Raw genomic sequence first — 23,674 nt, 5'->3', positions numbered from 1 at the left:
CGTCTGTTTCTCGTTAACAAAGTCATCGTGTGCGCCATAGATCGCTGCTGAAGCATGACGTGAAATGGTCGTTCCCCTGCCGACCACAACGGAACGTACGGTGAAAGCGCCAACACTTCGGACGATGTCGACGCTTTGCTGTTCATTCAACTATCTTGTGGGGGTGTAAAGGTCGGTTCAGGCTCCCGCGAGACCCTCCCCAATCATGTTCTTCGGGACGATGATCGCGTCATACTGCTCTTCCGTGACGGCGCCTGATGCAAGCGCTGCAGCCTTCAAAGTGGATCCGGTCGCCATTGCGTCTTCGGCGATGTGTGCGGCTTTCTGATAGCCGATAATGGGAGAAAGCGCGGTAACGAGCATGAGATTATTATCAAGGTAGCTGCGGATGCGTTCCCGGTTGATGTCCGTTCCTTCCACCGAATACACCCTGAACTTTTCACAGCCGTCGGAGAGGACGGTTGCAGAATGCAGGAAGTTGTTAATAATGATCGGACGCATGGCGTTCAGCTCGAAATTTCCTTGACTACCGGCGAATGCCGTTGCCGTGTCATCGCCGATGACCTGTATGGCAATCATGACGATAGCTTCGCATTGGGTAGGGTTGACCTTTCCAGGCATGATCGACGAGCCCGGCTCATTTGCAGGCAGATTGAGTTCACCGAGGCCGCAGCGCGGGCCAGACGCAAGCCAACGCATGTCGTTGGCAATCTTCATCAAAGCCACGGCCGCACCGCGCAACGCCGCCGAGGCTCGTACCATCGCGTCGAGTGTGCCTTGCGCCATGAACTTATTTTGGGCGGTGACAAAGTCTTTGCCGGTGATGTCGGCAATCTTGGCGGCCACCTGCGTTGAGAACCCCTGCGGTGCATTGAGGCCAGTGCCGACGGCAGTTCCACCAAGAGCAAGTTCGAGAAGGCCTATGCGCGAGCGCTTTATCTCGGCGACGACCGCGCGGATCTGCGCTGCCCAGCCCGACCATTCCTGCCCTACAGACAATGGTGTAGCGTCTTCCAGATGCGTCCGGCCAACCTTGACGACGTCCATCCATCCCCGGGCCTTGGTTTCGATGGTCGATGCCAGCTTTTCGAGCTCAGGCACCAGTCTCTCGTCGATGATGGAGATAGCTGCAATATGCATGGCCGTTGGAAAGCTATCGTTGGAGGATTGGCCCATATTGACGTCGTCATTGGGGCCGATCGGATGCTGCGAACCAAGTTCGCCCCCCAAGAGCTGAATCGCCCTATTTGACAGCACTTCGTTAACGTTCATGTTCGATTGAGTTCCTGAACCGGTCTGCCATACAAATAGCGGAAAATGGTCATCCAGCTTGCCTTCGATGGCTTCATCCGCTGCCATGACGATTGCATCAACCTTCCATTGGGGGAGCCGATCCATCTGCCCATTGACGATCGCCGCCGCTTTTTTCACCACGCCATAGGCGCGATAGACTGCTTTGGGCATCCTGTCGCTGCCGATCGAGAAGTGCAAAAGCGACCGTTGCGTCTGCGCACCCCAATATTTATCTGCTGGAACCTGAACTTTGCCCATGCTGTCGAATTCGGTTCGATTTCCACGGTCGTCAAGACCGACTGGCACATTCTTAAGCGTGGGGTAAGGTTGACCATCAACTGTCATTCTCTCGTCCTCTTGAATTTTTGAACCAAGTTGCCTTCCAGGAACCTGAAAGCGGGAGCGCCAAGCCAAGACCGATGGCAATCGTCGTGACCGCCGTGGTAATAGCCAGTCCGAGGGTCGTAGCAACGAGCGTCGCAGAAGCAGCGCTTCCCAGCTCCATGACCTGCAGTCCGGCAATCCCTGCCCGGAAGCCATAGGATCCCGGAATCATCGCGACCACGCCCGGAAAGGCAAACACCACCGGTGGGACCCGATGAAACCTGCCGGCCAGCAGTGCAACGACTGCAGCCATGAGTGCGCCGACAAAGGATGACAGGGGGAGGGGAACGTCCAGCTGTTGTAACGCCGTTCTCAGTCCGTGGCCGACCGCCCCGGCTACGATACAGAAGATAATCGCTCGCGGTGGGACGTTGAACAGAAGAGCGAAACCCGCCGCGGCAAGACCCGCGAAGAACGCATCAACACCAACAGGCAGGGCGCCCGGTCCATTATCGACAGGCAGCTCAGCGCCAGTGATTATCCCGACAATGTAGAGTGCGAAAGCGATCAGCAGGATCAAGCCCGTAGCGTTAGCCAGCCGCGCGATGCCATTGTCGGCGTGGCCAGAAGCGATTTCGCGGATCGCGTTGATAAGGGGCACGCCCGGAACGAGGATCATCCCTGCGGCGGTCAGAGCGAGTATCGGGGATTGGGTGCTCGTTAGTCGCAATGATATTACTGCTATCAGACCACTGATGACCGCGACGGTAAAAGTGACGACGAATGGGCTCGCGACGAAAGCCAGCAGCCGCTTGCGCAACCAAGCGCTGACCATCCCCGCCACGAATGCCGCGGCAGCTACAGGCGCGGACGATCCGAACAGGATTGAAAGGCATCCGGTCGTGGTCGCTAGGCCAAAAGTGACCACGACGAGCGGATAATCCCCGCCGCTGGTTTCAACAGCGTCGATCCGGCGGTCGATCGCGGCCGCATCGAGTGTGTCAATTTCAACTTCATCGATGACCCGCTCAAGCGCGAACAGGCGTCCCATGTCGACGCCTGGTGCGCCTACCTTCTGGCCAACTTTTGTGAGGTACCGGTCATGGGCGCCCACCATCACAAGCATTGCCTGCGGCGTAACAAGCACCCGGGCGTTATGTCCGACCCTACGGGCAATATTAGTGACACTCATGACGGTGTGAGCCGTGTCGGCCCCACTGAGAAGAAGAAGCCGGCCGAGCCGGGCAATCAAATGTGCCGCTTGAGCTGCAGTCATATTTGCTGACGACGACTGCTCGTGAATGGCGTCAGAAATGCCGGCCATGCCATTGTCGCCCATATCTGAAGCCAATATGTTGATGAAGGGATCATCTCTGCCCGCCTTCCCAGGCAGCATACGCCGAAAATCTACTTTGATCGGCCATTCTTTCAATAACGCTTGGGTATAGGTTGGGCCCACGCAAAGATTGAACTCGAATCTTGGGAAGAGCCAAAGATGGCGGGAACGGGGTCAGGATTACGTCGAGGGCTTGCGACGGTTTCCGCCAGCCTTACCCAACAAGTAGCGCGCGCAGAGATGGTATTGCCTTCGCTTTCTCCAGAATCACACTCCCCGGTCAAAGGAAGCCATGCGTTTTTGGAATCCAGGGGGCGATTTTTGACAGATACATACTAGTAGATTTTCGATCGTCACAGAGAGGGCGGTGATCGAGAAGAATTGATCGATGGCACGCGCTGACCCCAACATCGACAGGAAGAGGAGATGGAAAATGCAAATCGCTGAACGCTCGCAGTACCTCATCTATGGTCTCGTCCTTTTTGTCCTTCTCGTGATTTTCACGCTTGAGCTGGCCGGGTCATTTGATGTCGTGCTTAATGTCCTCTACGTGCCCGTGGTCGTCTACTGCGCTCGATTTCTAACCAAGGCGGGCATCCTCTGCGTCGGGCTGATCAGCGGGGGGCTCTGTGCTACATCATTCCTGTTGGGAGCCGCACCCAGTTCCGATGGTGCTGCGATTGGGGAGTTTGCGGTAATCATGCTGGCGATCGCAACAACGACCTGGCTCGTCAGCACTCCACGGCGCCTGCAGCCGCCCGTCAGCACATCGATCATCATGCCCGGCGCTCAAGCGGGCAAAAAACCCTGCCAGGTCGTGGCCCGATATAGGCCCGGGCGGGACCTTGACACTGCGGTCGTTTACCAGATCCGGCAACCGTTGTCGGCTGCTGAGATACATGCCCATGCGGGCCTACGATGGCTTAATCGCTCACAACCCGATGTCGATCGTGCTCGAGAATCTTTGGCGCACATTATCGCGCATTCAAAACGGTCGATCTGGCTGATGGAAGATCTCGACGCTCGAATGTCCCGTGCGCCCGATGTGAAAAGTTTTCTGGCGAGCAAGCTTCACTCGGTCGGACAGTGATTGATCGGCGATGACACCGCCATAGCCTGTCATCATTTGATTTGAAACCTGCGACTTGTTACCGAAAACGGTCCAGCCGGTTTCGGTCGAAGAGCTATAAGGTGTTCGATGGTTCCGGCTCGAAATGCCCAAGATGGTGGGGCCTGCCTTGCGTAGGTGCACGCCCGATAGCGGCCGGACAGCAGTGAATAGGATGCCGAGCAGCGGCATAGGGGCTCCGACGCCCCGCCTCGGCCGCATCGATCACGCATTAGGGTCATACTCCCTATACTTGCGTAGGATTGCTACGGAATAATCCAGCAGCCAAGGTTCCGATGACCCCAAGCGCGGCTGCCATGCCGACCTGATCACCCATCCACGTGAAGGACAATCTCTATGTTCGGCTTCAGTGCACTCGAGCTTGCGCGCTTCCAGTTCGCCTTCACCATATCCTTCCACATCATCTTCCCCGCCATCACGATAGGTCTGGCGAGCTTTTTGGCCGTACTCGAAGGCATGTGGTTATTGAAACGTGATTCGGTCTACCAGACCCTCTACCATTTCTGGTCGAAAGTCTTCGCCCTGAACTTCGGAATGGGCGTGGTCTCGGGACTGGTCATGGCCTATGAATTCGGCACCAACTGGAGTGGCTTCTCGCAGTTTGCGGGAGGCATCACAGGGCCTCTTCTTCTTTATGAGGTTCTGACCGCGTTCTTCCTTGAAGCGGGCTTTCTCGGGGTCATGCTTTTCGGATGGAATAAGGTTGGTCCAGCGCTCCATATGTTCGCTACGACTATGGTCGCGACCGGAACTTTGATATCGACGACGTGGATCCTGGCGTCGAACAGCTGGATGCAGACGCCGCAAGGCTTTTCTATTGTCGATGGCCGGGTGGTTCCTACCGATTGGCTGGCGGTCATCTTCAACCCGTCATTCCCATTCCGCCTCGCGCACATGACGCTTGCGGCCTATCTCTCGACCGCACTTTTCGTCGGCGCGTCGGCCGCCTGGCATCTGCTGCGCGGTCACTCCACGCCTGCGATCCGCAAAATGTTTTCGATGGCCCTGTGGATGTTGCTTCTCGTGGCGCCGCTACAGATGATTGTGGGAGATGCGCACGGCCTTAACACGCTGGAACACCAGCCCGCCAAAATCGCTGCGATTGAGGGACATTGGCAAAATGATCCGAACGCCCAAAGCCTGCCGCTTATCGCCTTTGGAATTCCCGATATGGCAACGGAGCAAACTAAATACGCAATCGAGATACCTTATCTCGGCAGTCTTATTCTTACCCATTCGCTCCATGGCAAGATTCCTGGATTGAAAGATTTCTCCCCGGAAGACAGGCCAAATTCCACTATCATTTTCTTTACGTTTCGTATCATGGTGGGGCTCGGCATCGCCATGCTTGTGTTGGGCGTTTGGGGCGCAGTCCAGCGCTGGCGAGGAAAATTATACAACACGAAGATATTTCTTTTCTTCGCGCTCTGCATGGGGCCAAGCGGATTGCTGGCAGTCCTCGCAGGCTGGTTCACCACCGAGATCGGGCGACAGCCCTGGGTCGTCTATGGGGTCCTGAGGACGAAAGACGCGGTGACAAACCATTCATCACTCGCCTTAAGTGCGACGCTGCTCACGTTTATCGTCGTTTATTTTTTGGTCTTCGGTGCCGGCATTCGCTTCATGCTGAAGATCGTAGCAAATGGACCGGACAAGTACGGAATATCGCAGTTGCCTCCGACCTCCGGACAAGTTCGCCGTGCTTCGCGGCCGCTATCGGCGACGCCTGATGACGTTGACCGTCCCCATGAACATCAAGCTTGAAGGAGATCTCACATGGGCATTGATCTACCCCTGATTTGGGGGATCATTATTGCGTTCGGCGTGATGATGTATGTTGTCATGGATGGCTTCGACCTAGGTATCGGCATCCTCTTTCCCTTCATCGCAGATCGCCGTCACAAAGATATCATGGTCAGCACCGTCGCGCCTGTCTGGGATGGCAATGAGACGTGGCTGGTGCTGGGTGGGGCAGCATTATTTGCGGCCTTTCCCGTCGCCTACGGGCTGCTGCTCAGCGCACTGTATTTGCCGCTGGCGTCTATGTTGGTCGGGCTAATTTGGAGGGGTGTATCATTTGAATTTCGCTTCAAGGCGGATGAGACCCGAAAACCGTTCTGGGACAAGGCGTTTGCATGGGGGTCTTACGTAGCGACCTACTCCCAAGGTGTTATCCTCGGCTCCTTTATCAACGGATTTGATCTGCAAGGTACCACGTTCGTCGGCACCGCTGTCGACTGCATCACCCCCTTTAGTCTCTTTACGGGTTTCGCTCTTCTCTTCACCTATGCTCTTCTTGGCTCCACGTGGCTGATCCTGAAGACCACGGACGACCTTCAGTACCGTATGCGTTCCTTTGCCCGCATGATGTCGGTCGCTTTGTTTATTATCATCGCGATCGTCAGCATATGGACGCCGTTGGTACATTCGACGGTTGCAATACGGTGGTTTAGCCTCCCCAACCTCTTTATCTTTGCGCCAGTGCCTCTGCTGGTCGTCGCGGTTGTCTGGCTGCAACTCTTAGCGTTGAGGCGGACGAAGTCGCAACTCGCTCCCTTCCTGCTGTCGCTACTTTTGATTTTTGTCGGTTATACAGGACTGGCAATCAGCATGTGGCCGAATGTTGTGCAGCCCTCGCTATCCCTCTGGCAAGCCGCATCGCCGCCGCAGAGCATGGGGTTTGCCCTGGTCGGCACGCTATTCATCATTCCCGTCATCCTCGCATACACGTCGTGGTCCTATTATGTCTTCAGGGGAAAGCCGGTTTCCGGCGAGGGGTATCATTGATGGTCACACGCCTATCCCTTGCCATCAAACGCTTTGGCTGGATGCTATTCATCTGGTGCATGTCGGTACTTGCATTAGCCGTCGTCGCCTCGGCCTTCCGTCTTCTAATGTTGTGGGCGGGCCTGATGGCTTAAGCCAGCTCAGCATAAAATCTGGGTTAGCCTTTCTGCTCCAGAGCGATGTCGCAATAGACATGCACCGAGGTAGCAGCAGGCGATAATCAAAGATGGTACGACAGCCTGTATTTGACGTCGAAGAAGTGCTGGAAGCTAGCCCGTGGAGTCTTTTAGAAGAAGGGGACGAGGCCGCGCTTCCACTCCGATATCTCCGACACGACCGGGGTTAAACGACGGGCTCTCTGTTGGGCCTTCGGAACTGAAGAAGCGCTGCGCCCATCGGACAAGAGGACGAACTCCTAACGCGGGCTGGTGCAATCAGCTTGCCCAACTGGCACCAAACTCACCGAAGCGGGCTTACTAACAGGAGAGCACGGGTTTGTCTTCAATTCTCAAGATAACGCAGAAGTCCGTACCATAGGCGTGGCAATAGCCCAGAGATAACAAGAGTATAGCCGCAACCGAAAGCCAAAATTATGCCGAGAGCCCAGAAGGCACACGCGACGTCGATTAAAGTGGGAGCTGACAACATCCGATTGCTTAGGCTATCGGCCGGATGGTCTTGTTGATCGAAGTGACTTGTCACCGAGCTCGGGTCACTGGTACCTGCGGCTGTTAAGTTCTTTTCTGAATCAACCAAGCGGCCATCACGGGCGACAAGCCGAAGAACGTAGGGATTTGGCGAACGTCGTTTCATAGACACTGGCTGAACTTGGATTGGAAAATGAAAGCCTGATCTTCAGACTTTCTCCGATGTCCATCGATGGCACCTGCCGTTCCATTCGCAGGGTTTCGTTACGGCACTGTTTCAGAATCAACCGAAGATGTTACACATATCACATCATAGTAAGGCCGTTGGCGCGTCGAGTGGGAGCCCTATGTTTCGTCTCCACGCTTTATCGGCTCATTTGTTTCGAAATGTCTAAGCCGAGCAGGCGATTGAAGTTTGGTTAATGCTCTTGGAGAGTCCATGGCTAAACCCCTGCAGCCATAACTATGTATCATCCAATTTTGATCCCCGCAGCTGCGGGAGCCCGATTGAGACTAGACCTCCGCTTGCTGTCGACGGTCGCGAGCATTCAGGCTGCATTTTCGCCGATATTTGCCAGATGCTCCAGTCGCGCCGCAGGATCCAGGAATTCTTCGTTGACGGTTGCTTCGGTCTCGTTGGGATTGAAGAAGATGTCGTAGCGGGTCGCACCGTCGCCTCGAACCTACCCAACTTGGGCGTCCCTGTGTAAACCACCACCCTGGCACAGTGTGTCTGCAGGGCCGTCGGGTAAAAAACAGCGACAGTTATTACGTGGTCTTAGGGACGAAATACAAACTCGGCGTCAAGTTACAAGCTCAAGCTTCAAGCTGCAGCGATAACATTTTGGATCCTTTCGATTAACCACGCCCCAGGGCCGGGGCGAGGACATCCCAGACACATCCTTGGCCGGGATCACAACGATCAATCGGTCACGGTTGGACGCGGGTTTTTGGCAAACCGAGGATGCAACGGGCCAAAGGGCATGGATCCTAGGAACGCCAGCAAGCAAAGAGCCGCCAAAGCGAAACACAGTGATAAGATGAAGATGTCAGAGTAGGCTAGTACCGTCGCCTGGGCGCGTACTCTAGCCGCGATTGCGGCCAGAGCATCAAGGTTGCCGCGATGGCTCGCGCCGAACACTTCTTGAAGTTTGTTTGTTTGCTGGTGGAGCGCCTCCGAGGAGTTGGAGATTAGACCGGTCAAGATGTTAGAATTATACTGCTCGCGCTGTCGAAGCCATGTATTCATAAGGCTCTGAGCAAGCTCAGCACTTCCGAGCCGGATGACCTGGATATAGGCTGAGACAGCAGTCGAGCGTTTCGGATCGGAATTTGCTATGGAGTAGACAATAGTAGCAAGGAATGCGAACGACTGGCCAGCAGTCTGCAACAGAACGACCGGCAAAAAATTCCATGGCCCCCAAGCCGCAGTCACATGTGACCCCAGGAAGGCCCCAACGGCAATCGCGGTGAGTCCCATCATGATGCAAAGCCGCGCGTCGATGCGGCGCAGCAAAAAGATCGCTAACATGACAAAAAAGAAGACCGGGATAACCCGGCTCCTCTAGTTCCATAATACATGTTATGCGATTTACAACTATAAATTGCATACTGCGTATTTAGATTGTTGTGCTGCCCCAGTACTGATCTACCAACTGCCCATAACCGGAAAAAGCTGACGCTGTATCTCCCGCTCCCTTGGCGAGCACATCTAGGTCCGAAGAAGCGTTTGCCGATCCTGAAGTTTAGCAGATCAACCATTTCGGTCAAACGAACGAAGGTCTCGTCCTTAAGCCACGCTCCTTCACGCGAGATGACGCCGTCTCCGAACTCGCATCCGGCCTCAGCTGCGGATCGTCCTGCAAAACTGCCCACGTCAGAATATCCGATCGGCCACTGTGAGCCGTTCGACTTGAATAGGAGCAAACCTATGATTTTGATGGGTCGGATGAGCGCCTTGGGATCGCGATCTTTCGGTGAATTCGCTCTTCTAATCCACAGGCCTATACAACAACTGCGGAACTAAGCCGTTCTGACCCGCGAAACGCAGACACAAGCTGCTCCATCACTAGCTTCTGCCCTCCCGTTAGCGCCCGATCCTTCTGCCAGAAAACGACGTAGTGATAGGTGGCTCCTGGCTCAAACCGCCGACAGCCAAGCCCGAAGCTTTCATATTCCCTCGCAAGGATTTCGTTTGTAATCGACACTCCCACGCCTGCCGCGACAAAGCCGGCGTCGTGTCCATGCGCATCATACTCCACGGCAATATCGGGCTGAACGCCCATGTATCGCAAAGCGTTCACGTTCATCTGGTGAGCGGCATATTGCGGGTCGATATCAACCAGTGCCTCCCCGACAAGATCTTCAGGCGTAACGACCTCTTTTTCGGAAAACCGATGCTCCCTTGGAAACAGGCACACGTTGACAGCGCTGCCGACCGGCCTCCACTCGAATATCCTGTCATCCAACGGCAGCCGCGAAATTCCAATGTCGGCCCTGCCATGAAGGATGTGGTCGCAGATTTCCTGATAACTGCCCGTTCTCAGCTTTATAGAATATGACCCGTTGAGTTCGCGTATCCTCCGGACCGCCTCCGGGATAAGCTTCAATGAAAAAACCCCTGGCGCAGCGATGCTAACGACACGCGTGTCGTTGTTCTTCAGGAAGGCGATGGACTTACCGATCTGGTCAAATCCGGCGAAAGCAAGCTCAATGCTCTGCAGGAGTTCCCACGCCGCGTCTGTCGGCACGAGGCGATTGGTCTCGCGCTTAAACAGGATGAGACCGATCGCGGCTTCCAGCTGTTTCACATTCTGGCTGACAGCCGGCTGGCTGATGCACAGAGCCCGGGCTGCCTGACGCTCGGAGCCGCTCCGCAATACCTCGCGCAGAATCTGCAGCTGCCGGATCGTGGCGTTTGATGCACTGATGATCATTTCACCGTCTGCGTTATCGGGCACAGCCGGGACTATAAGCTGAGCCTATTACGATTTTTTCTTTCTTATAAATTGACCCGCCATCGATCAAGTATATTTTTGAATTATCGACGAATTAACTTGCGGTTATCAGCGTATATAAATGCATCCTGGGGTTATAAAACAACTATTATATCGGACTATATAATTCGGTCCGCGTACCTTCGAACCTTATAGGGCGACTATGTTCGATTCAAATCTCTATGAATTCTACCGTCAGTTCATATACGGCACGCTGAACACGATATCTATATTCTTTTGCAGCGTTGTTCTTGGAACCATAGCTGGGCTAACTGTAGCAATCATAAACGTGTCACAGGATGCGAGAGGCTCGCGTATCGCCACGGCTTATACCAATACGGTCCGCGGCGTGCCGGAGTTGCTGATCATCCTGATCGCCTATTTCGGGGGCACGGCGGCCCTGAGTGCACTCTCGGGGCAATATGTTGAGATAAACGCCTTTGCTGCCGGAGTGATCGCATTGACCCTCGTCTTCGGTGGCTATGCCGCCGAGATCTTCCGTGGGGCCATAAAGGCTGTTCCAGTCGGACAGGTGGAAGCGGCGAAGTCCCTGGGGCTCGCTCGTTGGCAATCATGGGTTTTCGTGATCATTCCGCAGATGGTCCCACCTGCCCTGCCCGCGTACGGAAATCTCTGCATTTCATTGATCAAAGACACGGCGTTGATTTCGGTTGTCGGCCTGACGGACGTGATGCGCGTTGCCTATATCGGGGCAGGCTCCATGCGCCAACCGCTCTCCTTCTATCTGGCGGCATCAGCCATCTACCTCGGGCTTACGAGCATCGCGTTGGTCTTCTTCCGCATCATCGAGCGGCGCCTTGCCATTCCATATGGAGGTCGATGAGCGATGAACGGCTCCGTGGTTGTTGAAGCCTTGACGACGCTCCCGATGGGACTGGTCCTCACAATAGGCCTTACGGCAAGTTCTCTCCTCCTGAGCTTTTTCATCTCCGTGCCGCTAGCCGTGCTGCGTGCCGCCCCCAATCGGGCTATGTCGACAGCGGTGCTGGTCTATACCTATGTTTTCCGGGGCACGCCGCTCCTCGTCCAACTCTTCATCATTTATTATGGCGTCGGACAGATCCCGCTCATCCGGCAAAGTTTCCTGTGGCCAATCCTGCGGGAGCCGGTTTGGTGTGCCCTGGTGGCGTTCACCCTCAACAGCACGGCCCACACCACCGAAGTATTTCGTGGCGGGATCCAGGCCATCCCGTGCGGCCTCATCGAAGCCGGGAAATCACTGGGGCTGTCTCGCAGGCAGACCTTCGGACTGATCACGTTTCCGTTGATGATGCGTATCAGCCTGCCCGCCTATACGAACGAAATGATCGGAATGCTGAAAGGGAGTTCGCTTGCCAGCACGATAACACTGCTCGAGATCACCGGGCTGGCACGCAAGCTCGTTTCGGCGACCTTCGCTCCTTACGAGGTCTTTCTGGTGGCCGGCGCGCTCTATCTCGCCCTCACCTACGCCATCGCCAATCTGTCTGCCCGCCTCGAAAGACGGTGGAACCGGCAAAGTGCGCCCGCCGGCACCGGTGCTGCTGTTGCATCGAGCATCGCTTACGCCCCGGTCGATCTCCCAGTCCACAGATCGACCGCGATGAACCATTCAAACCACACTTAGAAAGGCGAATAGAAATGAAAAAAGCAGCATTCTTGGTGGCCGCCATTTGCGTGGCCACGAGTTATATGCCGTCAGCCGGACAGGATCGAACGTCCATCACGATCGCGTCGGAGGGCGCGTCGCCGCCATGGAATTCAATCGATGGATCCGGCGCTCTCGTCGGATTTGATGTGGACGTCGGTCGCGAACTTTGCCGGCGGATGAACATCGAATGCCGCTTTGTACCCCAGGACTGGGACGGCATCATTCCCGCCCTCACCGTCGGCAAATTCGACGCCATCATGTCGGGCATGGCGATCACCGAGAAGCGGAAGAAGTCGGTCTCGTTTTCTCAACCCTACGCCGGCGGCTTCAATCAGCTCGTTGTCCGAAAGGACCTCAATCTTCCCCCGACCGAAACCTCCCAGAAGCTCGATCTGACGACAATCGACGCGCCCGAACAACGGACTCTGGATCAGCTGAAGACCGCGCTGTCAGGCAAGACGCTCGGCGTTTTGAGATCTTCCAATTCGGAGGTCGTGCTGACGGAATTGTTCGGTTCCGTCGCGACGATCAGAAGCTACGATTCACAGGACAACATGCACCTTGATCTCAACGCCGGCAGAATCGATGGCGGCCTTGCCGATTACTTCACCTGGAAAACATTTCTCGACAGCAAGGATGGGGAAATCGCCGCCTTCTACGGACCGGCGCTTTCGGGTGGGCCGTGGGGACCGGGGGTCGGCGTCGGCATCCGCCAGAATGACCAAAGCCTCGTTGCGGCATTCGACGAAGCCATTAAAGCCGCAACAAATGACGGCACGCTCAAAAAGCTGAGCCTCCACTGGTTCGGCATCGACGTGTCGCCATCGGCAGCAAACTGAAGGTTCACATCTGAAGGATCGCAGGCCACTCGGGCCTGCGTCCGAACCAGTAAATCTGACAGGATCAAAAATGGCTTCTACTCTTACGGTGGCTGTGACCGGCCAGTCGCTCATTCGCCATGACCTTCGCGATGTTTTGGACGATCGCTTCCAAGAAGTAATCAGGCTCATCCAAGCTGCTGACATTGCCTTCACGAACTTCGAGTCCACCATCTATGGCCCGCATGGCGGTTGGCCGCTCAAAGGAACCTACTTCGGATGTGCGCCGCCGTCGGTCATGGCCGCGCTCAAACACGTGGGCTTTAACGCACTTTCGCTGGCGAACAACCATGCCTTTGACCTCGGGCCATCAGGGGTTTTGTCCACGATGGAGGAAGCAGCCGCAGAAGATTTTCTGTATGCCGGAGTCGGTCTGAACAGGCGCGATGCTGCACGGGTCGGCGAAAAACATTTGGGACGTTGGAAGGTTGGCCTGAGCGCAATGGACGCCGGTCCCGGGCCTGCTTTCATGTACGCGGATGACGACGGGAATGCCCGACCTCAGCGACCTGGCGTGAACCGTCTCGATGTATCGAGGATCTTCGAGCTGGAGATGCCCGCCTTCGATCGGCTGCAGGAACTGCAGAGGAGCTTAAAAAGCACAGCGCTCGAGCGCGCGAACTACGCCCAGCCAAACGACGTGCCGGTCCTCAATGGCACGCACGAACTCGATTTCTACGGAACGGTGTTCAGGCGCTCGGATCGGACCGCAAAGAAGATTTTGGTTGAAGCCCGAAGCGCGGACATTCAACTGGACGCAATCAGGAAAGCTGCTGCCAGTGAAAGCTTCGTGATTGCATACCTTCACCACCACCACTGGGAACCCGATTGGCATGAAGCCCCGGAATGGGTCCGCGACTTCGCGCACCATTGCATCGACGCAGGAGCGCGCATGTTCGTAAGCCATGGGGCACCGGTTCTTCAAGGCATCGAGATCTATCGTCGTGCGCCGATTTTCTATGGTCTTGGGAATTTCATATTCCATACCGACGATGACGAGAAGGAATGGTCGCCGCGCGCGGTCTGGGAAAGCGTCATCGCATCTTGTGCTTTCGACACCAACTTCGAACTTCTGGGAATCGATCTGACGCCGATCATCGTCGGCGGTATCGACGCCTTGGAGAATCCGCAATGCACCCGCCTTCCCTTTCCGGTGCCTGCGCCGGGTGAGGCGGCCCATCGCATCCTTGATGGGCTTGCGCTTCGGTGTGAGCTGTTCGGCACAGAACTGGTTTTCCGAGGCGCCCTCGGCGCTATCTTGCCTGGGATGCGGCGCGACGACACAGATTGGCTACGAGCGAGCGACTAAGGTTCGCGTAATGAACCGGTCGTCTCGTCAACCGTCGCGTTCGTCTCGGCCCCTTTCTCATCCTCGTCAGCAAGGGAATTCACAAGGGCCACGACCCGGCTTCTGACCCGAGGCGAAAGGGAAAGAATATCCTCGATCAGCCGGCGGCCTTCCGCTGTCGAAATATAGGCAATTCGCTCGTCGATATCGGCCACGATCGGCCTGTCGTTCTCCGCGTATGGCTCCGGCAGGCCCTCGAAGAACTTTGCCACCGGCATTTTCAGGCAACTGGCGACCTCGTAGAGCATCGAGGCGCTGACCCGGTTCCTGCCGTTTTCATATTTCTGGACCTGTTGAAAGCTGACACCTATCCCGGCGGCCAGATCGCTCTGAGAGACATTGGACTGGATCCGGCGAATGCGGATTTGCTGGCCAACATGCATGTCAACTGGGTGATGGGATTCTCTAGGGGACGTTTCTCTTCCCTGTCTTCGCTTTGAAAGCTCCGATCGGCGCGCCTTGGGTTGATAGTCCATACTCAGACCTTGAAGATATAGGGGCTCCGCCTGATGCGGGACCCACTGCAGCCAAGCCTCGCTTACATACTATAGTTGATAAACTCCGAGCCTGCAAACTGCCATCCATCACGTATGGATATGCGTCGCTTGGTCGGAAAGAACTTTGCGCGACTGCGTCACGAAAGAGGGCTGACGCAGGAAGAGGTGGCGGCGCGCTCTGGCTTTAGTCAACAATATATCAGCGGGTTAGAGAGCGGGCGCCGTAATCCAACGATGTGACTCTCTTCGAGCTTGCGCAGGCGCTCAACGTAAGCCACGTCGATCTGGTGCTCGATAGCGCTGAAGACGTCAAATAGACAGGTAAGACAACAGAAGACGATTACGCGCCAAAACTAAAACCCTGGGGCGAAGACAGCGACGCCTCCCCCAGTGCGAATGCCCTGACCAATTCGCGCCAGAAGATGTCCTCTGTGAATGCGGAAAGAGGTCCCGGCGCTTCGATGAGCGTCGCGTTTCCCAGGCTCTCAAGCAAAGCGGCGATCCTACCGCTTTCTAGCGATAGCGAGCATGGCTCCCAATCACGCATTATAACGCGGTGCCCCCAGGCGGACGGCCGTCGATCTTTGATGAGATCCGCTAGCAAATCGTCTTCCGGCTCAACGCTGCGCAAAGCAGTGCAAACTGCGTGGCGCATCAGGGGATAGTAGATGGTGTGCCTGCTGCCCCCCAATGAGCGAACACCCGGGATCATTGTCGTTGCAATGAACATAAGCAAGAGGTTCGGTATAATTAGGCCTGCGGCAAGCGCGTCGATGATGCTCGACGGTGAAAAGTCGACGGTCAACTCGTGTTTTCCGCCGCTGCGCAGGTTGCCGCCCTGTAGCCGGAGCGGAAAGAGCTGTCCGTCGCAGCAACCCCAGAAAAAATGGGTCGTATTTCTAAGCCAACCTCGCCAGGGGGTGTCATCCAGTTTTTCGATGGCTGCGATGATTTCGCATGCCAAAGAGCAATCCTTGAACAACCGTTTCTTTATCCAGGAATTCTCGTCGCTCAGATGTGTGATAAGCAGGTGGACGACATCTGCATCATCCACCTGCATGAAGCTCAATTTCTGATCAAAGACGTGCCGCCAAAGACAGTCGTTCCCGCTCTTGATCGCCTCCGCCGCAGAAGAGAATTGGCCTGACGGCAGTATGGCCCGCAGGCGCGCCATCGTTTCCGGCTCATGACCTGGGTTATCGACATTGACCAGTCGAAAGGCGTACTGATCGTTCGCGGCGAGGACGCTGTAGGGGATCATCCTGCTTCGGCTCAAGCCGAAGGTATTGATCGACTGGCCCTCAAGCTTCAGCCAGCCCGGTCCCTTGCGGCCTCGCTCGACGAATTTGACCGTCGAGCATGCGTAGGAAAGATATGTCCGTCTACCGAGCGCCGAGAGGCCCATGATGCTAAAGAGATGCGTATAAAAGGCATCGGGTTCAATCAACAGATGGAGGTGAGGTCCCATCTGCATTACCGGGAACGATTGGATTTCTCTTTCGAACATTGCCGCAAGAGCGTCGTCATACCCTCGTCGTCTCGCCGTTTGTCCGACCCAAGATTGCAAGACTGACATCCCATGTTCACGGGATTCGGATCGTGCCTTCTGCGGCACTGCATCGAACAAAGCTGCTGCGTAGTCTCGAACCGGAGCGTCTTCAAATCGCTGAGACCATGGAAACAGCCGGAATAACAGGGCGAGTACATCGGCTTTGGGTAGGTGAACCGAAGGGGCGAGTTTATCGATCATGTCTCACTGAGCCCCTCAATCGGTTCTGCGCGCTCGGGAGGCCAGAAGAGCAATCCACCGGCAACGGCCAACATGAGAATACCGAAAGTGCCAAAAACTACGGAAGGAAGGACGCTGCTTCCGAGAAAGGCAATGAGGCTGTAGGCGAAAAGGCCGGCTGCGACGCAGACCGTATGGATCTGGCTCCGTGTGCGTCCCAGTTGCGAGCTTGGTACGGCAAGCTGAGTTTCCACGTCGATGAGAATTCGTGCGGCATTGTAGCTGAAACCCAGGACAAACATTTGGATCAGTGCGACAATGATATCCTGCCATATAAGAAAGCCACTAAGCACAAGCCCACTGAGCGCGAGATGAAGCACTACGTCTGTACGTCTGGCATCTCCGCCGTGACAAAGCAGAAATGCACAGCCGACCACGGAGCCGGCGGCCCAGGCAGCCTCGATATAGCCGAACTGCAGAGCAGGTCCGTGCAGCTCTTGGCGCACCAAGGCGGAAGCCAAGACAGTGACCAGCATTCCCATCGTATAAATCAGAGCATAGACGACCGCGCTTTTCCTCAGCCGTTCGAGCGGCAACAACGTAGGCAGCATCGCTGCCGTTCCTAGCCCGTCGCACTTTCTTTCCTCTCCCGACCCTGGCTCAGGTGGTGCATGACGGAACTGCGCCATCAGACAGAGGGACGCTGCAAAACAGCCTACGGGAAGCAGAAAACAGAATTTTTCAGCCGCCGAACTCAAGAGCAGTCCAGCAACAAAGGCGGAAACGAAGTTGGCTACCTGCATCACCATGTAAGACAGCGAATTGAAGGCACGCAACCGCTCAGTCCGCGCCACCGAAGGGATCAATGCCTGCAGGCAGGTCAGGTAAGTACGATCGATGACCGAGTAGGCGATCCACGACGTCAGCAGAACCGGAATCGTACACCCCAGCGCTATGCCAACGCCGGTTGCGACCACGACAAGCAACCGGAGTGCATCGCAAATGATGCAGACAATCCTCCGATCAAACCGGTCCACAAGGGAGCCGCCGAAGTTTGTCGTCAAGACCTCCGCGATGCTCCCCGCGCCCAGTAGAATGGCAACTAAGGCCGCGGTATCGCTCGCGATCAAAGCCGCCCAAGCCGCGATGATGTAATAAGCATTGCGGCCGGCCGCGCTCGCCGCCACGCATGACATATACAAGCTGCCCGTCGCCAAATTCGGTGTTCGCATTCGTTGATCCATGCCTTTGCCGCCGGTTGACTAGCCTGGCTGGGTAGATGCTAGATCGTCGAGGAAACTGCCGCTTTCACAATATTGATGTCTTCTTTGCTTCCGCCGGTCTTTATTCGCACCAGATGGATCTGTATTCTTTCGGCGGCACACCGATCGCCAACCGGAAACTGGAAGATAGATGGCTTGCGCTTGAATAGCCGCAAGTAAAGGCGATCTCCGTTATCGACATGGATGTCCCTCGAAGAAGATCGCTCGCCCGCTGCAATCGTTGCCGATTGAGGTACGCGTGTGGCGAAAGACCCGTCGACTGCTTGAACGCCCGGCAAAGGTGCCCAACACTCACCCCGATATCCCGCGCAAGCTCAGAGAGAGTAAGCTTTTGATCGAGCGATGCTTCAATTGCATCCATGGCAGTCCGTAACGCTCTCGGCGCTAATCCACCGGTTGGCGATCTGCGCACGGATCGTCCCCGTCGAAACAAATGACCGAAAATCGTCGTGATGTAGCCCTCGACCATAAGGCCGCTGATGCGATCGTCATGGCGGAGCTCTGAGGCAATCTTCCGTGTCGCAAATTGGATCGACAAATCCTTGAAGCCGATCTCCGGCAGCGGGCGCTCGGTGCCCGCAAGGCCGCCGAAGAGATTCTCCGCAAAGCTCTTCTCCACTGAAACCAGCAAGTAACTGGCGAGCGCGTCGCCTACGTCCCATCCGCTCCAAGTGCAGTCTGGCGGCACATAAGACAAAGAGCCTTCGGGACGAGCCACGAAACCGATACGGCGACCGTCCAGATAGCTTTCTCCATGCCGGGCGGCACCCTGGATATTGAGGAAGATGGAATGGCCGTCGGCATGGAAGTCGATCTCCTGCCGCTTGAGGTCGGCACGACGAACGAGTTCGGCTCGTACGCCGCTCCAATTTGCCTCTTTGCGCAGCAGAACTCGACTACCTGAATCATTCATTTCGCGGCCAATGCTGAACCCGTATCCACACGTGGCTGATATCTCCACCTTATTTAATTCACCCAAAGTTGCGAATCAAACTCCGGTTAACCCATAGGCGAATTTTCGATCAATTTTCTGAAAGCCCGTCAAGATCATGGATGCGGGAGGCGGGCGTGATCGCTGACGTTGTGGCTGCATCATCACAATGCCGTTGAAGGCGCCGACCGCACCGAAACCACCGGCAAGATCCACCGCACCCGCGACAAGCAGGGTCCGCGATGATGCGTGCGACGGAGATTGATTCTACATGCAAGATTTTTCTGCTTTTTTTGAAGAATGTGAGCGGGCGCCTCGCCTGAACGAACTGGCGCCATTCTTCTCAGCGACAGCAGCAGGCCGTTCGGGCATGCCCTTACGCCGCCCTTCATTAGATCTGCGGTTATTGCCGCGAGACGCCACGCTTAAAAAGTTCGTTGCAATCCATGGGCTGCGTCAAGGCCCGTTCGATCAGCATTATCTCAGCAGCATCCCCTATCGCCTTGAGGAAGAATGCCGCCTCGGTTGCGCTATTCTCAAATACGCGAGAAGCAGACGAAAGCCGCTGAAACTATATTCGCTCGGCACAGCGGAAGGCACGATGGCTCGAACGGTTTCAGAAATCGGTGATGGCAGGATCGAAAGCCTGTCCTGCAGCCCCAATGTCGAAAACCAGAGAAGTTTCTATGCGTATGGCGTCCCGCCACACGCGCATTTCTTCCATGGTCCTTTCCACCATCTCACGCCTGAACACATACGCAACACCGAAGACCTTGGGATGTTTGCGGATGGCTTTGACCTCATCCTGGAAGACACGACATTCCAGATGTACTCGCCAAACCGCTTCGACCAGATTCGGTTTGTTATCCAGCATTTGCGCCATGACGGGATTTTCGTTTTCGTCGAGAAATTCCTTCATGAGGACGAGACAGAATACCGGCTTCGAGAACAACAGAAGGACTTCGGATTCAAAGCGCGCTATTTCACCGGCGCCGACATCCAGTCCAAAGAGGATGCGGTTTTGACGCGGATGGATAAGAACGAGGTCACCCTGGCGGACATGGGCCAGGTATTGAAGCGCTTTTTCGAAAGCTGCTTCGTCACATGGAACAGCGGCAATTTCTACACCCTGATAGCCAGCAACAGCCGCGGCAACCTTCAGAATTTCATGAGCAGATTGGCAGGACCGGCTCTACCGAAGGAATATATCTACGCGGAGTTGCCCAGCGAGCTTATCTCTCAAGGGCAGGCGCCGGAGCCAGCACGCTGAACAGGCGCGCTTACTCGCTTTTGCCAAAGGTTTCTCCATAGTTTCGGCGAGAGACAACACCGAATCCAGGTGCGGGGCTGAGACGCTTTCACAGCTGCGGGTGTTACGTCGAGGTCTTGATCTGCAATATGAGGCAAAGCTGGTTTCAGCTTTGATTGTCGGCTTATGAATAGTCCCGGGCACGATGTCCACGGCATATTTCGGAAAATTGGTTCTACGGGTCTTGTCATTTTCGAGAGAGATGGCCTCCTCCTGAGGCAAAAGCGTCCCTCGAGGGATGTTATGCTGGGGGATATCAACGACGCATTCGTCAAAATGTTGAAACAGTTGCGAGAATTCAATGTTCACTTCGGTTTCATCTCGAACCAAAGGGGAATGGACGCTAGTTCCCATGGCAGATCAGAATCTGCTGCCCTGATCAGGGTACTCGATGAGCTGCTGAGAATTCGAGGTGGAATGCCGGATTTCTGGATGGCATGGAGTGAGCTCCCGCTAGGCACCGGCGCCGAATCTCAATATCGGAACGATCCGCGGCATAAGCCAGGCACCGGGATGATCTTACATGCGATAGAGCGGTACGGGGTCGAGAGGGATAACGCCGTATTCGTCGGCACCTCCGTGACAAGTATCCTCGCGGCAAACGACGCGGGTGTCATGGGCATCCACTATTCCGGCTGGCGAAGCAATGAAACTCCCGCGAAAGGTCTGGAAATGGAAGCCCGCCGGCTAACTTCTTCGCCTGAGATAACAGACGTCCAACGGCTTCGCGCCACGATCGAACAGATTTTAGAGCTGGATCGTCGCCGGACGGCCTAGCATCGTGGAGCATCAAGGACGGCGGCTGGTGATTCAGCGGCTCCGGTCCCGGTCCTTCTCTTCGGGCGGACGTAGCTTGATCGACTTTGGTATCTCGCGATCGCGCTGGTGGGCTTTCTGGCGTTCGCGATCCGATCGGTCCATTTCCGGCCCAGAATGCTCGGCGTTGGACCGGGCGATGCGCGATGCATCGACGGGGCGGTTACTGGAACTCTTGTTGACGATTCCCTGCTCCGCGAGGTGGTCGCGACCGGCCGCTGACTTCGTTTCCAGGCTGTCCGAGGTACCTTTTTCCCTGCCAATCACGTTGCGATCCCGGTTCTTGGCAACGCGTGAGTCGAGTTGCAGCCCGACGACCTTGCCGATGATCTTCGTCGCCTGTTCAAAGATCAGGCGGTCAGAGGGATTGGCAATCTTCGCCGCAACGCTGATCGCGGTGGTCGCCAGCGTCTCCTTCGCCGCTTTCGCCTGAGCGGCACTGATGGGTGTGGATCGCAGCATGTGTTCTTCACCTTTCTCTCGTGTGGGATCACGTCCTTCGCGCACGGCAATTTCCAACCGACGGTACTCGCGCTGCAGGCCGTTCGATAGATCGTAGCTCAGTTCCCGTGCCGTGCTGGGTGCGGTTCGGTCCTTCGCAATGCTTTCCAGCATTTCAATGACGCGCCCAACTGAGTGCCGGCTCTGATCGAGCCGCTTTCTTGCCTCTTCAAGCCTCGGCGCGGTCGGCGTATCACGAAGCTTTGAGATCACCTTTTCGACGACATTGGCAGGCGCCGTTGCGCCCATCCGGCGGAACATCTCCCATTCCCATCGTTTGACTGGCGGTGGACCGGCACGTTCGACGCGCTTTTGACGATCGATAGCTATTCCGCGCTCCCGCGCCTTATCAGCGAAGCGGACCCGCCATTCGGTGAAGTCGCGGATATTGGGATTGAGCGTCTTGTCGCTGCTGTTACGCAACGCAACGATCACATGCAGATGCGGATGCTTCTCAAGGTCGTTTCGATTGTGAACAGCATAGGCATATCGGTGGCCGGAGAACTGCTCCTTTAGAAAGTCGCGGCCGGCCAGGAGAAATCGGCCACGGTCGACATTGGCAGGCCCCGACAACAACAGGTGCATGAAATCGCGAGGCTGGCGCGTCTGCATGAGCGCCCCGACGATCTTGGCCTCCGCCGTGAGTTGCTTGTGATCGCTTGTCGTCAACTCGCGCCGGTCCGAGGCTTGGTAATAGCGACCGCTCTTGCCCGGGCGCTCTTCGATATGGGTCTTCGTCGAAAGCGTCACCTCTGCGCCATGCCGCTGCATCGCATGGAGTGTCGCAGCCAGCCCTTTCGGACCGCTCGAAAACTCCGCTGGATAGCGCGAGACTGGGGTCAGCCCCCCCATTCGCAATGCTCTGTCCACGCGCGCGTCGATCGCATGCACGTCATCTATGTCGGCAGCTATACGATTCTGGCTGCGCCGATCGGATCGGTCCCTCTTCTCATGCGCGATGATCAGCGCCAGGTTTAGACGAGTTTGTCCCTTTACGCCCTCGCTGACACTGAATGCGTAGGTCCGATCGGAATCACCAACATCGCGGAACCCGTCGGATGCAAGCGCGCTCAATGCGCGGCCAACATGTTCCCGGTCGGTGCTCTCGAGCTCATAGGTCAACCGTAAAACGTCCTTACTTCCTTTTCGATTTCCGAACTCCCGCTCCCACGATCGGACTTCTGCATTGAGATCGGTAACTTCGCGACCATCCTGATCGTGTGCTTTTTCTTCCTTGCTTTGGTAAGCAAGCACGTTGCGAACCGAGGCCGCGCCTGCTCCATAGGACAACACCTTGACGACAACAGCGTTATTTCCACTTGCCCGGCTGAATGCTGTCGCCGCGCCGGCGTTGCGCCCTGTCGAGGCGACGCTCAACTTTGTCCTCGGCGGCGTCTTTTTCGATCCGCCCCCACCGCCGCCACGCCGTCGAAGCTCATCCTCGATGAGCTCGAAATAGCTCGGTAGCCTACGGCCTTCAGGCCTAGACCCCAAGCGACTTCTGGAGAGGTCGTTCATCGTGTTTCCTGATCAGGTCGGCGATAAAGGTGGATGGTCTCACAAAAGCCGCATCGCGGATTGAGTCCAGAGCGGCCATCACCTCATCCAGCTTGGTCATGATGGCCGCGGCGAGGATGGCTTGGTCGCGCTCTTCCGATAGAAACTCCTCGTTTCGAAAGGCGAGCTCGCGGAGGAACTGGTGCATGTTTCCCAGCTGCCGGTCATGCTCTTCCAAGATCGCAGGAATGTGCATGATCTCCCTGGTGACGATGAGCTTTGCGACAAGATTGACGGAAATATCGAGCCGGCTGGCAAGCAGCTCGACGTTGCTTAAGACATGGGCCGGTAGACGAAACATGACGGCCGGCTCGCGCATCTGCCTACAGACCCCTCGCCTTCAACGCTTCGAGGATCAGCCTGTGGGTCGCCGACGAGAGCTGTTCATGCCGTTCCAGCGATACGCGGAAAATCTTCGTCAACACGTCGTCGTCGAGGTAGAGAGAAATGCGCTTCCTCTTCACAGACTCCCCAATATCATCCGCTTTTGTCGCCAGCTCTTCTCGAGCTTCGCTTTTGTCTGGAGGACGGCGGACCTTTGACCTTGTTTCCCGATCGGCGCGGGGCTCCTGCACCTGGAGAGGATCCTCCGGCATGAGCTTGTCGAGATCGAGGCTGGTCGGCATGTAGGACGTCGCATCCGCCTCCACGTCCCTCGCCTT

The 23,674-nt window shown here is 56.1% G+C and carries 21 protein-coding genes and 1 pseudogene; 11 read left to right on the top strand and 11 right to left on the bottom strand.

What is annotated here, in order from left to right; translation table 11 throughout:
* Positions 1-177: 177 nt before the first annotated feature.
* Together fumC and KQ933_RS31940 are read right to left on the bottom strand one after the other, a co-directional pair.
* A complete protein-coding gene (gene fumC / locus KQ933_RS31945) occupies positions 178-1,638 on the bottom strand; it encodes a class II fumarate hydratase (protein ID WP_216761243.1) in 1,461 nt (486 codons plus the stop codon).
* Entirely contained in the window at positions 1,628-3,076 is a 1,449-nt protein-coding gene (locus KQ933_RS31940) for a threonine/serine exporter ThrE family protein (RefSeq protein WP_216761242.1), read from the bottom strand. Before KQ933_RS31940 ends, fumC begins: the two co-directional genes overlap by 11 nt.
* Before the next feature lie 310 nt (positions 3,077-3,386).
* On the opposite strand from KQ933_RS31940, the gene KQ933_RS31935 reads away from it, so the two are divergent.
* The 4 genes from KQ933_RS31935 to KQ933_RS31920 all read left to right on the top strand — a co-directional run bounded on the left by KQ933_RS31935 (position 3,387) and on the right by KQ933_RS31920 (position 7,003).
* The gene (locus tag KQ933_RS31935) at positions 3,387-4,043 is read left to right on the top strand and encodes a hypothetical protein (protein WP_216761241.1); all 657 of its coding nucleotides are present in this window, start codon (positions 3,387-3,389) and stop codon (positions 4,041-4,043) included.
* Positions 4,044-4,418: 375 nt separating this feature from the next.
* Entirely contained in the window at positions 4,419-5,846 is a 1,428-nt protein-coding gene (locus KQ933_RS31930; protein ID WP_216761240.1) for a cytochrome ubiquinol oxidase subunit I, read from the top strand.
* A gap of 12 nt (positions 5,847-5,858) precedes the next feature.
* Positions 5,859-6,869 (top strand): cytochrome d ubiquinol oxidase subunit II, encoded by a 1,011-nt coding sequence (gene cydB, locus KQ933_RS31925; protein ID WP_216761239.1) that lies wholly within the window; start codon positions 5,859-5,861, stop codon positions 6,867-6,869.
* A complete protein-coding gene (locus KQ933_RS31920) occupies positions 6,869-7,003 on the top strand; it encodes a DUF2474 domain-containing protein (RefSeq protein WP_216761238.1) in 135 nt (44 codons plus the stop codon). The genes cydB and KQ933_RS31920 overlap by 1 nt, the downstream gene beginning before the upstream one ends.
* A gap of 1,435 nt (positions 7,004-8,438) precedes the next feature.
* Here the strand turns inward: KQ933_RS31920 and KQ933_RS31915 are convergent.
* Positions 8,439-9,047: a hypothetical protein gene (locus tag KQ933_RS31915; protein ID WP_216761237.1), complete on the bottom strand. Its 609-nt coding sequence runs from the start codon at positions 9,045-9,047 to the stop codon at positions 8,439-8,441.
* A gap of 472 nt (positions 9,048-9,519) precedes the next feature.
* Complete coding sequence (locus KQ933_RS31910; protein WP_216761236.1) at positions 9,520-10,452, bottom strand: LysR family transcriptional regulator; 933 nt, start codon at positions 10,450-10,452, stop codon at positions 9,520-9,522.
* Between the two features lie 223 nt (positions 10,453-10,675).
* Between KQ933_RS31910 and KQ933_RS31905 the strand changes: the two genes are divergently transcribed.
* The 4 genes from KQ933_RS31905 to KQ933_RS31890 all read left to right on the top strand — a co-directional run bounded on the left by KQ933_RS31905 (position 10,676) and on the right by KQ933_RS31890 (position 14,350).
* Positions 10,676-11,356: an ABC transporter permease gene (locus KQ933_RS31905; RefSeq protein WP_216761235.1), complete on the top strand. Its 681-nt coding sequence runs from the start codon at positions 10,676-10,678 to the stop codon at positions 11,354-11,356.
* 3 nt (positions 11,357-11,359) lie between these two features.
* On the top strand, positions 11,360-12,139 hold the full coding sequence (locus KQ933_RS31900; protein WP_216761234.1) for an ABC transporter permease: 780 nt from the start codon (positions 11,360-11,362) through the stop codon (positions 12,137-12,139).
* A gap of 65 nt (positions 12,140-12,204) precedes the next feature.
* Complete coding sequence (locus KQ933_RS31895; RefSeq protein ID WP_253958501.1) at positions 12,205-13,002, top strand: transporter substrate-binding domain-containing protein; 798 nt, start codon at positions 12,205-12,207, stop codon at positions 13,000-13,002.
* Positions 13,003-13,072: 70 nt separating this feature from the next.
* On the top strand, positions 13,073-14,350 hold the full coding sequence (locus KQ933_RS31890) for a CapA family protein (RefSeq protein ID WP_216761233.1): 1,278 nt from the start codon (positions 13,073-13,075) through the stop codon (positions 14,348-14,350).
* On the opposite strand, the gene KQ933_RS31885 is transcribed toward KQ933_RS31890, so the two are convergent.
* Positions 14,347-14,865 carry a helix-turn-helix domain-containing protein gene (locus KQ933_RS31885; RefSeq protein WP_216761232.1) on the bottom strand — a complete coding sequence of 173 codons (519 nt, stop codon included), beginning with the start codon at positions 14,863-14,865 and terminating at the stop codon, positions 14,347-14,349. The two genes, KQ933_RS31890 and KQ933_RS31885, sit on opposite strands and share 4 nt — an antisense overlap.
* Before the next feature lie 114 nt (positions 14,866-14,979).
* Here KQ933_RS31885 and KQ933_RS31880 point away from each other — a divergent pair.
* Positions 14,980-15,203 (top strand): annotated as a pseudogene (locus KQ933_RS31880) (helix-turn-helix domain-containing protein).
* Positions 15,204-15,226: 23 nt separating this feature from the next.
* Here the strand turns inward: KQ933_RS31880 and KQ933_RS31875 are convergent.
* The 3 genes from KQ933_RS31875 to KQ933_RS31865 all read right to left on the bottom strand — a co-directional run bounded on the left by KQ933_RS31875 (position 15,227) and on the right by KQ933_RS31865 (position 18,811).
* A complete protein-coding gene (locus tag KQ933_RS31875) occupies positions 15,227-16,636 on the bottom strand; it encodes a hypothetical protein (RefSeq protein ID WP_216761231.1) in 1,410 nt (469 codons plus the stop codon).
* A complete protein-coding gene (locus KQ933_RS31870; protein ID WP_253958493.1) occupies positions 16,633-17,847 on the bottom strand; it encodes an MFS transporter in 1,215 nt (404 codons plus the stop codon). Before KQ933_RS31870 ends, KQ933_RS31875 begins: the two co-directional genes overlap by 4 nt.
* Positions 17,848-17,959: 112 nt before the next feature.
* On the bottom strand, positions 17,960-18,811 hold the full coding sequence (locus KQ933_RS31865; RefSeq protein WP_216761229.1) for a helix-turn-helix domain-containing protein: 852 nt from the start codon (positions 18,809-18,811) through the stop codon (positions 17,960-17,962).
* 289 nt (positions 18,812-19,100) lie between these two features.
* Here KQ933_RS31865 and KQ933_RS31860 point away from each other — a divergent pair, with 289 nt between their 5' ends.
* Complete coding sequence (locus KQ933_RS31860) at positions 19,101-20,099, top strand: class I SAM-dependent methyltransferase (RefSeq protein WP_216761228.1); 999 nt, start codon at positions 19,101-19,103, stop codon at positions 20,097-20,099.
* A 282-nt stretch (positions 20,100-20,381) separates the two neighbouring features.
* The gene (locus KQ933_RS31855) at positions 20,382-20,915 is read left to right on the top strand and encodes an HAD hydrolase-like protein (RefSeq protein ID WP_216761227.1); all 534 of its coding nucleotides are present in this window, start codon (positions 20,382-20,384) and stop codon (positions 20,913-20,915) included.
* A 33-nt stretch (positions 20,916-20,948) separates the two neighbouring features.
* On the opposite strand, the gene KQ933_RS31850 is transcribed toward KQ933_RS31855, so the two are convergent.
* From KQ933_RS31850 to KQ933_RS31840, 3 genes are all read right to left on the bottom strand, one after another.
* Complete coding sequence (locus tag KQ933_RS31850) at positions 20,949-22,832, bottom strand: relaxase/mobilization nuclease domain-containing protein (RefSeq protein WP_253958492.1); 1,884 nt, start codon at positions 22,830-22,832, stop codon at positions 20,949-20,951.
* 106 nt (positions 22,833-22,938) lie between these two features.
* Complete coding sequence (locus tag KQ933_RS31845) at positions 22,939-23,331, bottom strand: hypothetical protein (RefSeq protein ID WP_113414333.1); 393 nt, start codon at positions 23,329-23,331, stop codon at positions 22,939-22,941.
* A gap of 4 nt (positions 23,332-23,335) precedes the next feature.
* A complete protein-coding gene (locus KQ933_RS31840) occupies positions 23,336-23,638 on the bottom strand; it encodes a hypothetical protein (RefSeq protein ID WP_253958491.1) in 303 nt (100 codons plus the stop codon).
* Positions 23,639-23,674: the final 36 nt, after the last annotated feature.

It is taken from the genome of Rhizobium sp. WYJ-E13, from assembly GCF_018987265.1.
Taxonomy (GTDB): domain Bacteria; phylum Pseudomonadota; class Alphaproteobacteria; order Rhizobiales; family Rhizobiaceae; genus Rhizobium.
Note: the sequence above shows the minus strand (reverse complement) of the source record. Positions and strands in the feature narration are given on the sequence as shown.

Bases quoted from the DNA above. Each gene is read 5' to 3' on its own strand.
- KQ933_RS31915 (WP_216761237.1), bottom strand. From the start codon at position 9,047: ATGTTAGCGATCTTTTTGCTGCGCCGCATCGACGCGCGGCTTTGCATC.
- KQ933_RS31875 (WP_216761231.1), bottom strand. From the start codon at position 16,636: ATGATCGATAAACTCGCCCCTTCGGTTCACCTACCCAAAGCCGATGTA.
- KQ933_RS31885 (WP_216761232.1), bottom strand. From the start codon at position 14,865: ATGGACTATCAACCCAAGGCGCGCCGATCGGAGCTTTCAAAGCGAAGA.
- KQ933_RS31935 (WP_216761241.1), top strand. From the start codon at position 3,387: ATGCAAATCGCTGAACGCTCGCAGTACCTCATCTATGGTCTCGTCCTT.
- KQ933_RS31860 (WP_216761228.1), top strand. From the start codon at position 19,101: ATGCAAGATTTTTCTGCTTTTTTTGAAGAATGTGAGCGGGCGCCTCGC.
- KQ933_RS31845 (WP_113414333.1), bottom strand. From the start codon at position 23,331: ATGCGCGAGCCGGCCGTCATGTTTCGTCTACCGGCCCATGTCTTAAGC.
- KQ933_RS31895 (WP_253958501.1), top strand. From the start codon at position 12,205: ATGCCGTCAGCCGGACAGGATCGAACGTCCATCACGATCGCGTCGGAG.
- KQ933_RS31900 (WP_216761234.1), top strand. From the start codon at position 11,360: ATGAACGGCTCCGTGGTTGTTGAAGCCTTGACGACGCTCCCGATGGGA.
- KQ933_RS31855 (WP_216761227.1), top strand. From the start codon at position 20,382: ATGCTGGGGGATATCAACGACGCATTCGTCAAAATGTTGAAACAGTTG.
- KQ933_RS31890 (WP_216761233.1), top strand. From the start codon at position 13,073: ATGGCTTCTACTCTTACGGTGGCTGTGACCGGCCAGTCGCTCATTCGC.
- KQ933_RS31865 (WP_216761229.1), bottom strand. From the start codon at position 18,811: ATGAATGATTCAGGTAGTCGAGTTCTGCTGCGCAAAGAGGCAAATTGG.
- KQ933_RS31910 (WP_216761236.1), bottom strand. From the start codon at position 10,452: ATGATCATCAGTGCATCAAACGCCACGATCCGGCAGCTGCAGATTCTG.
- fumC (WP_216761243.1), bottom strand. From the start codon at position 1,638: ATGACAGTTGATGGTCAACCTTACCCCACGCTTAAGAATGTGCCAGTC.
- KQ933_RS31840 (WP_253958491.1), bottom strand. From the start codon at position 23,638: ATGCCGACCAGCCTCGATCTCGACAAGCTCATGCCGGAGGATCCTCTC.
- KQ933_RS31920 (WP_216761238.1), top strand. From the start codon at position 6,869: ATGGTCACACGCCTATCCCTTGCCATCAAACGCTTTGGCTGGATGCTA.
- cydB (WP_216761239.1), top strand. From the start codon at position 5,859: ATGGGCATTGATCTACCCCTGATTTGGGGGATCATTATTGCGTTCGGC.
- KQ933_RS31905 (WP_216761235.1), top strand. From the start codon at position 10,676: ATGTTCGATTCAAATCTCTATGAATTCTACCGTCAGTTCATATACGGC.
- KQ933_RS31870 (WP_253958493.1), bottom strand. From the start codon at position 17,847: ATGCGAACACCGAATTTGGCGACGGGCAGCTTGTATATGTCATGCGTG.
- KQ933_RS31930 (WP_216761240.1), top strand. From the start codon at position 4,419: ATGTTCGGCTTCAGTGCACTCGAGCTTGCGCGCTTCCAGTTCGCCTTC.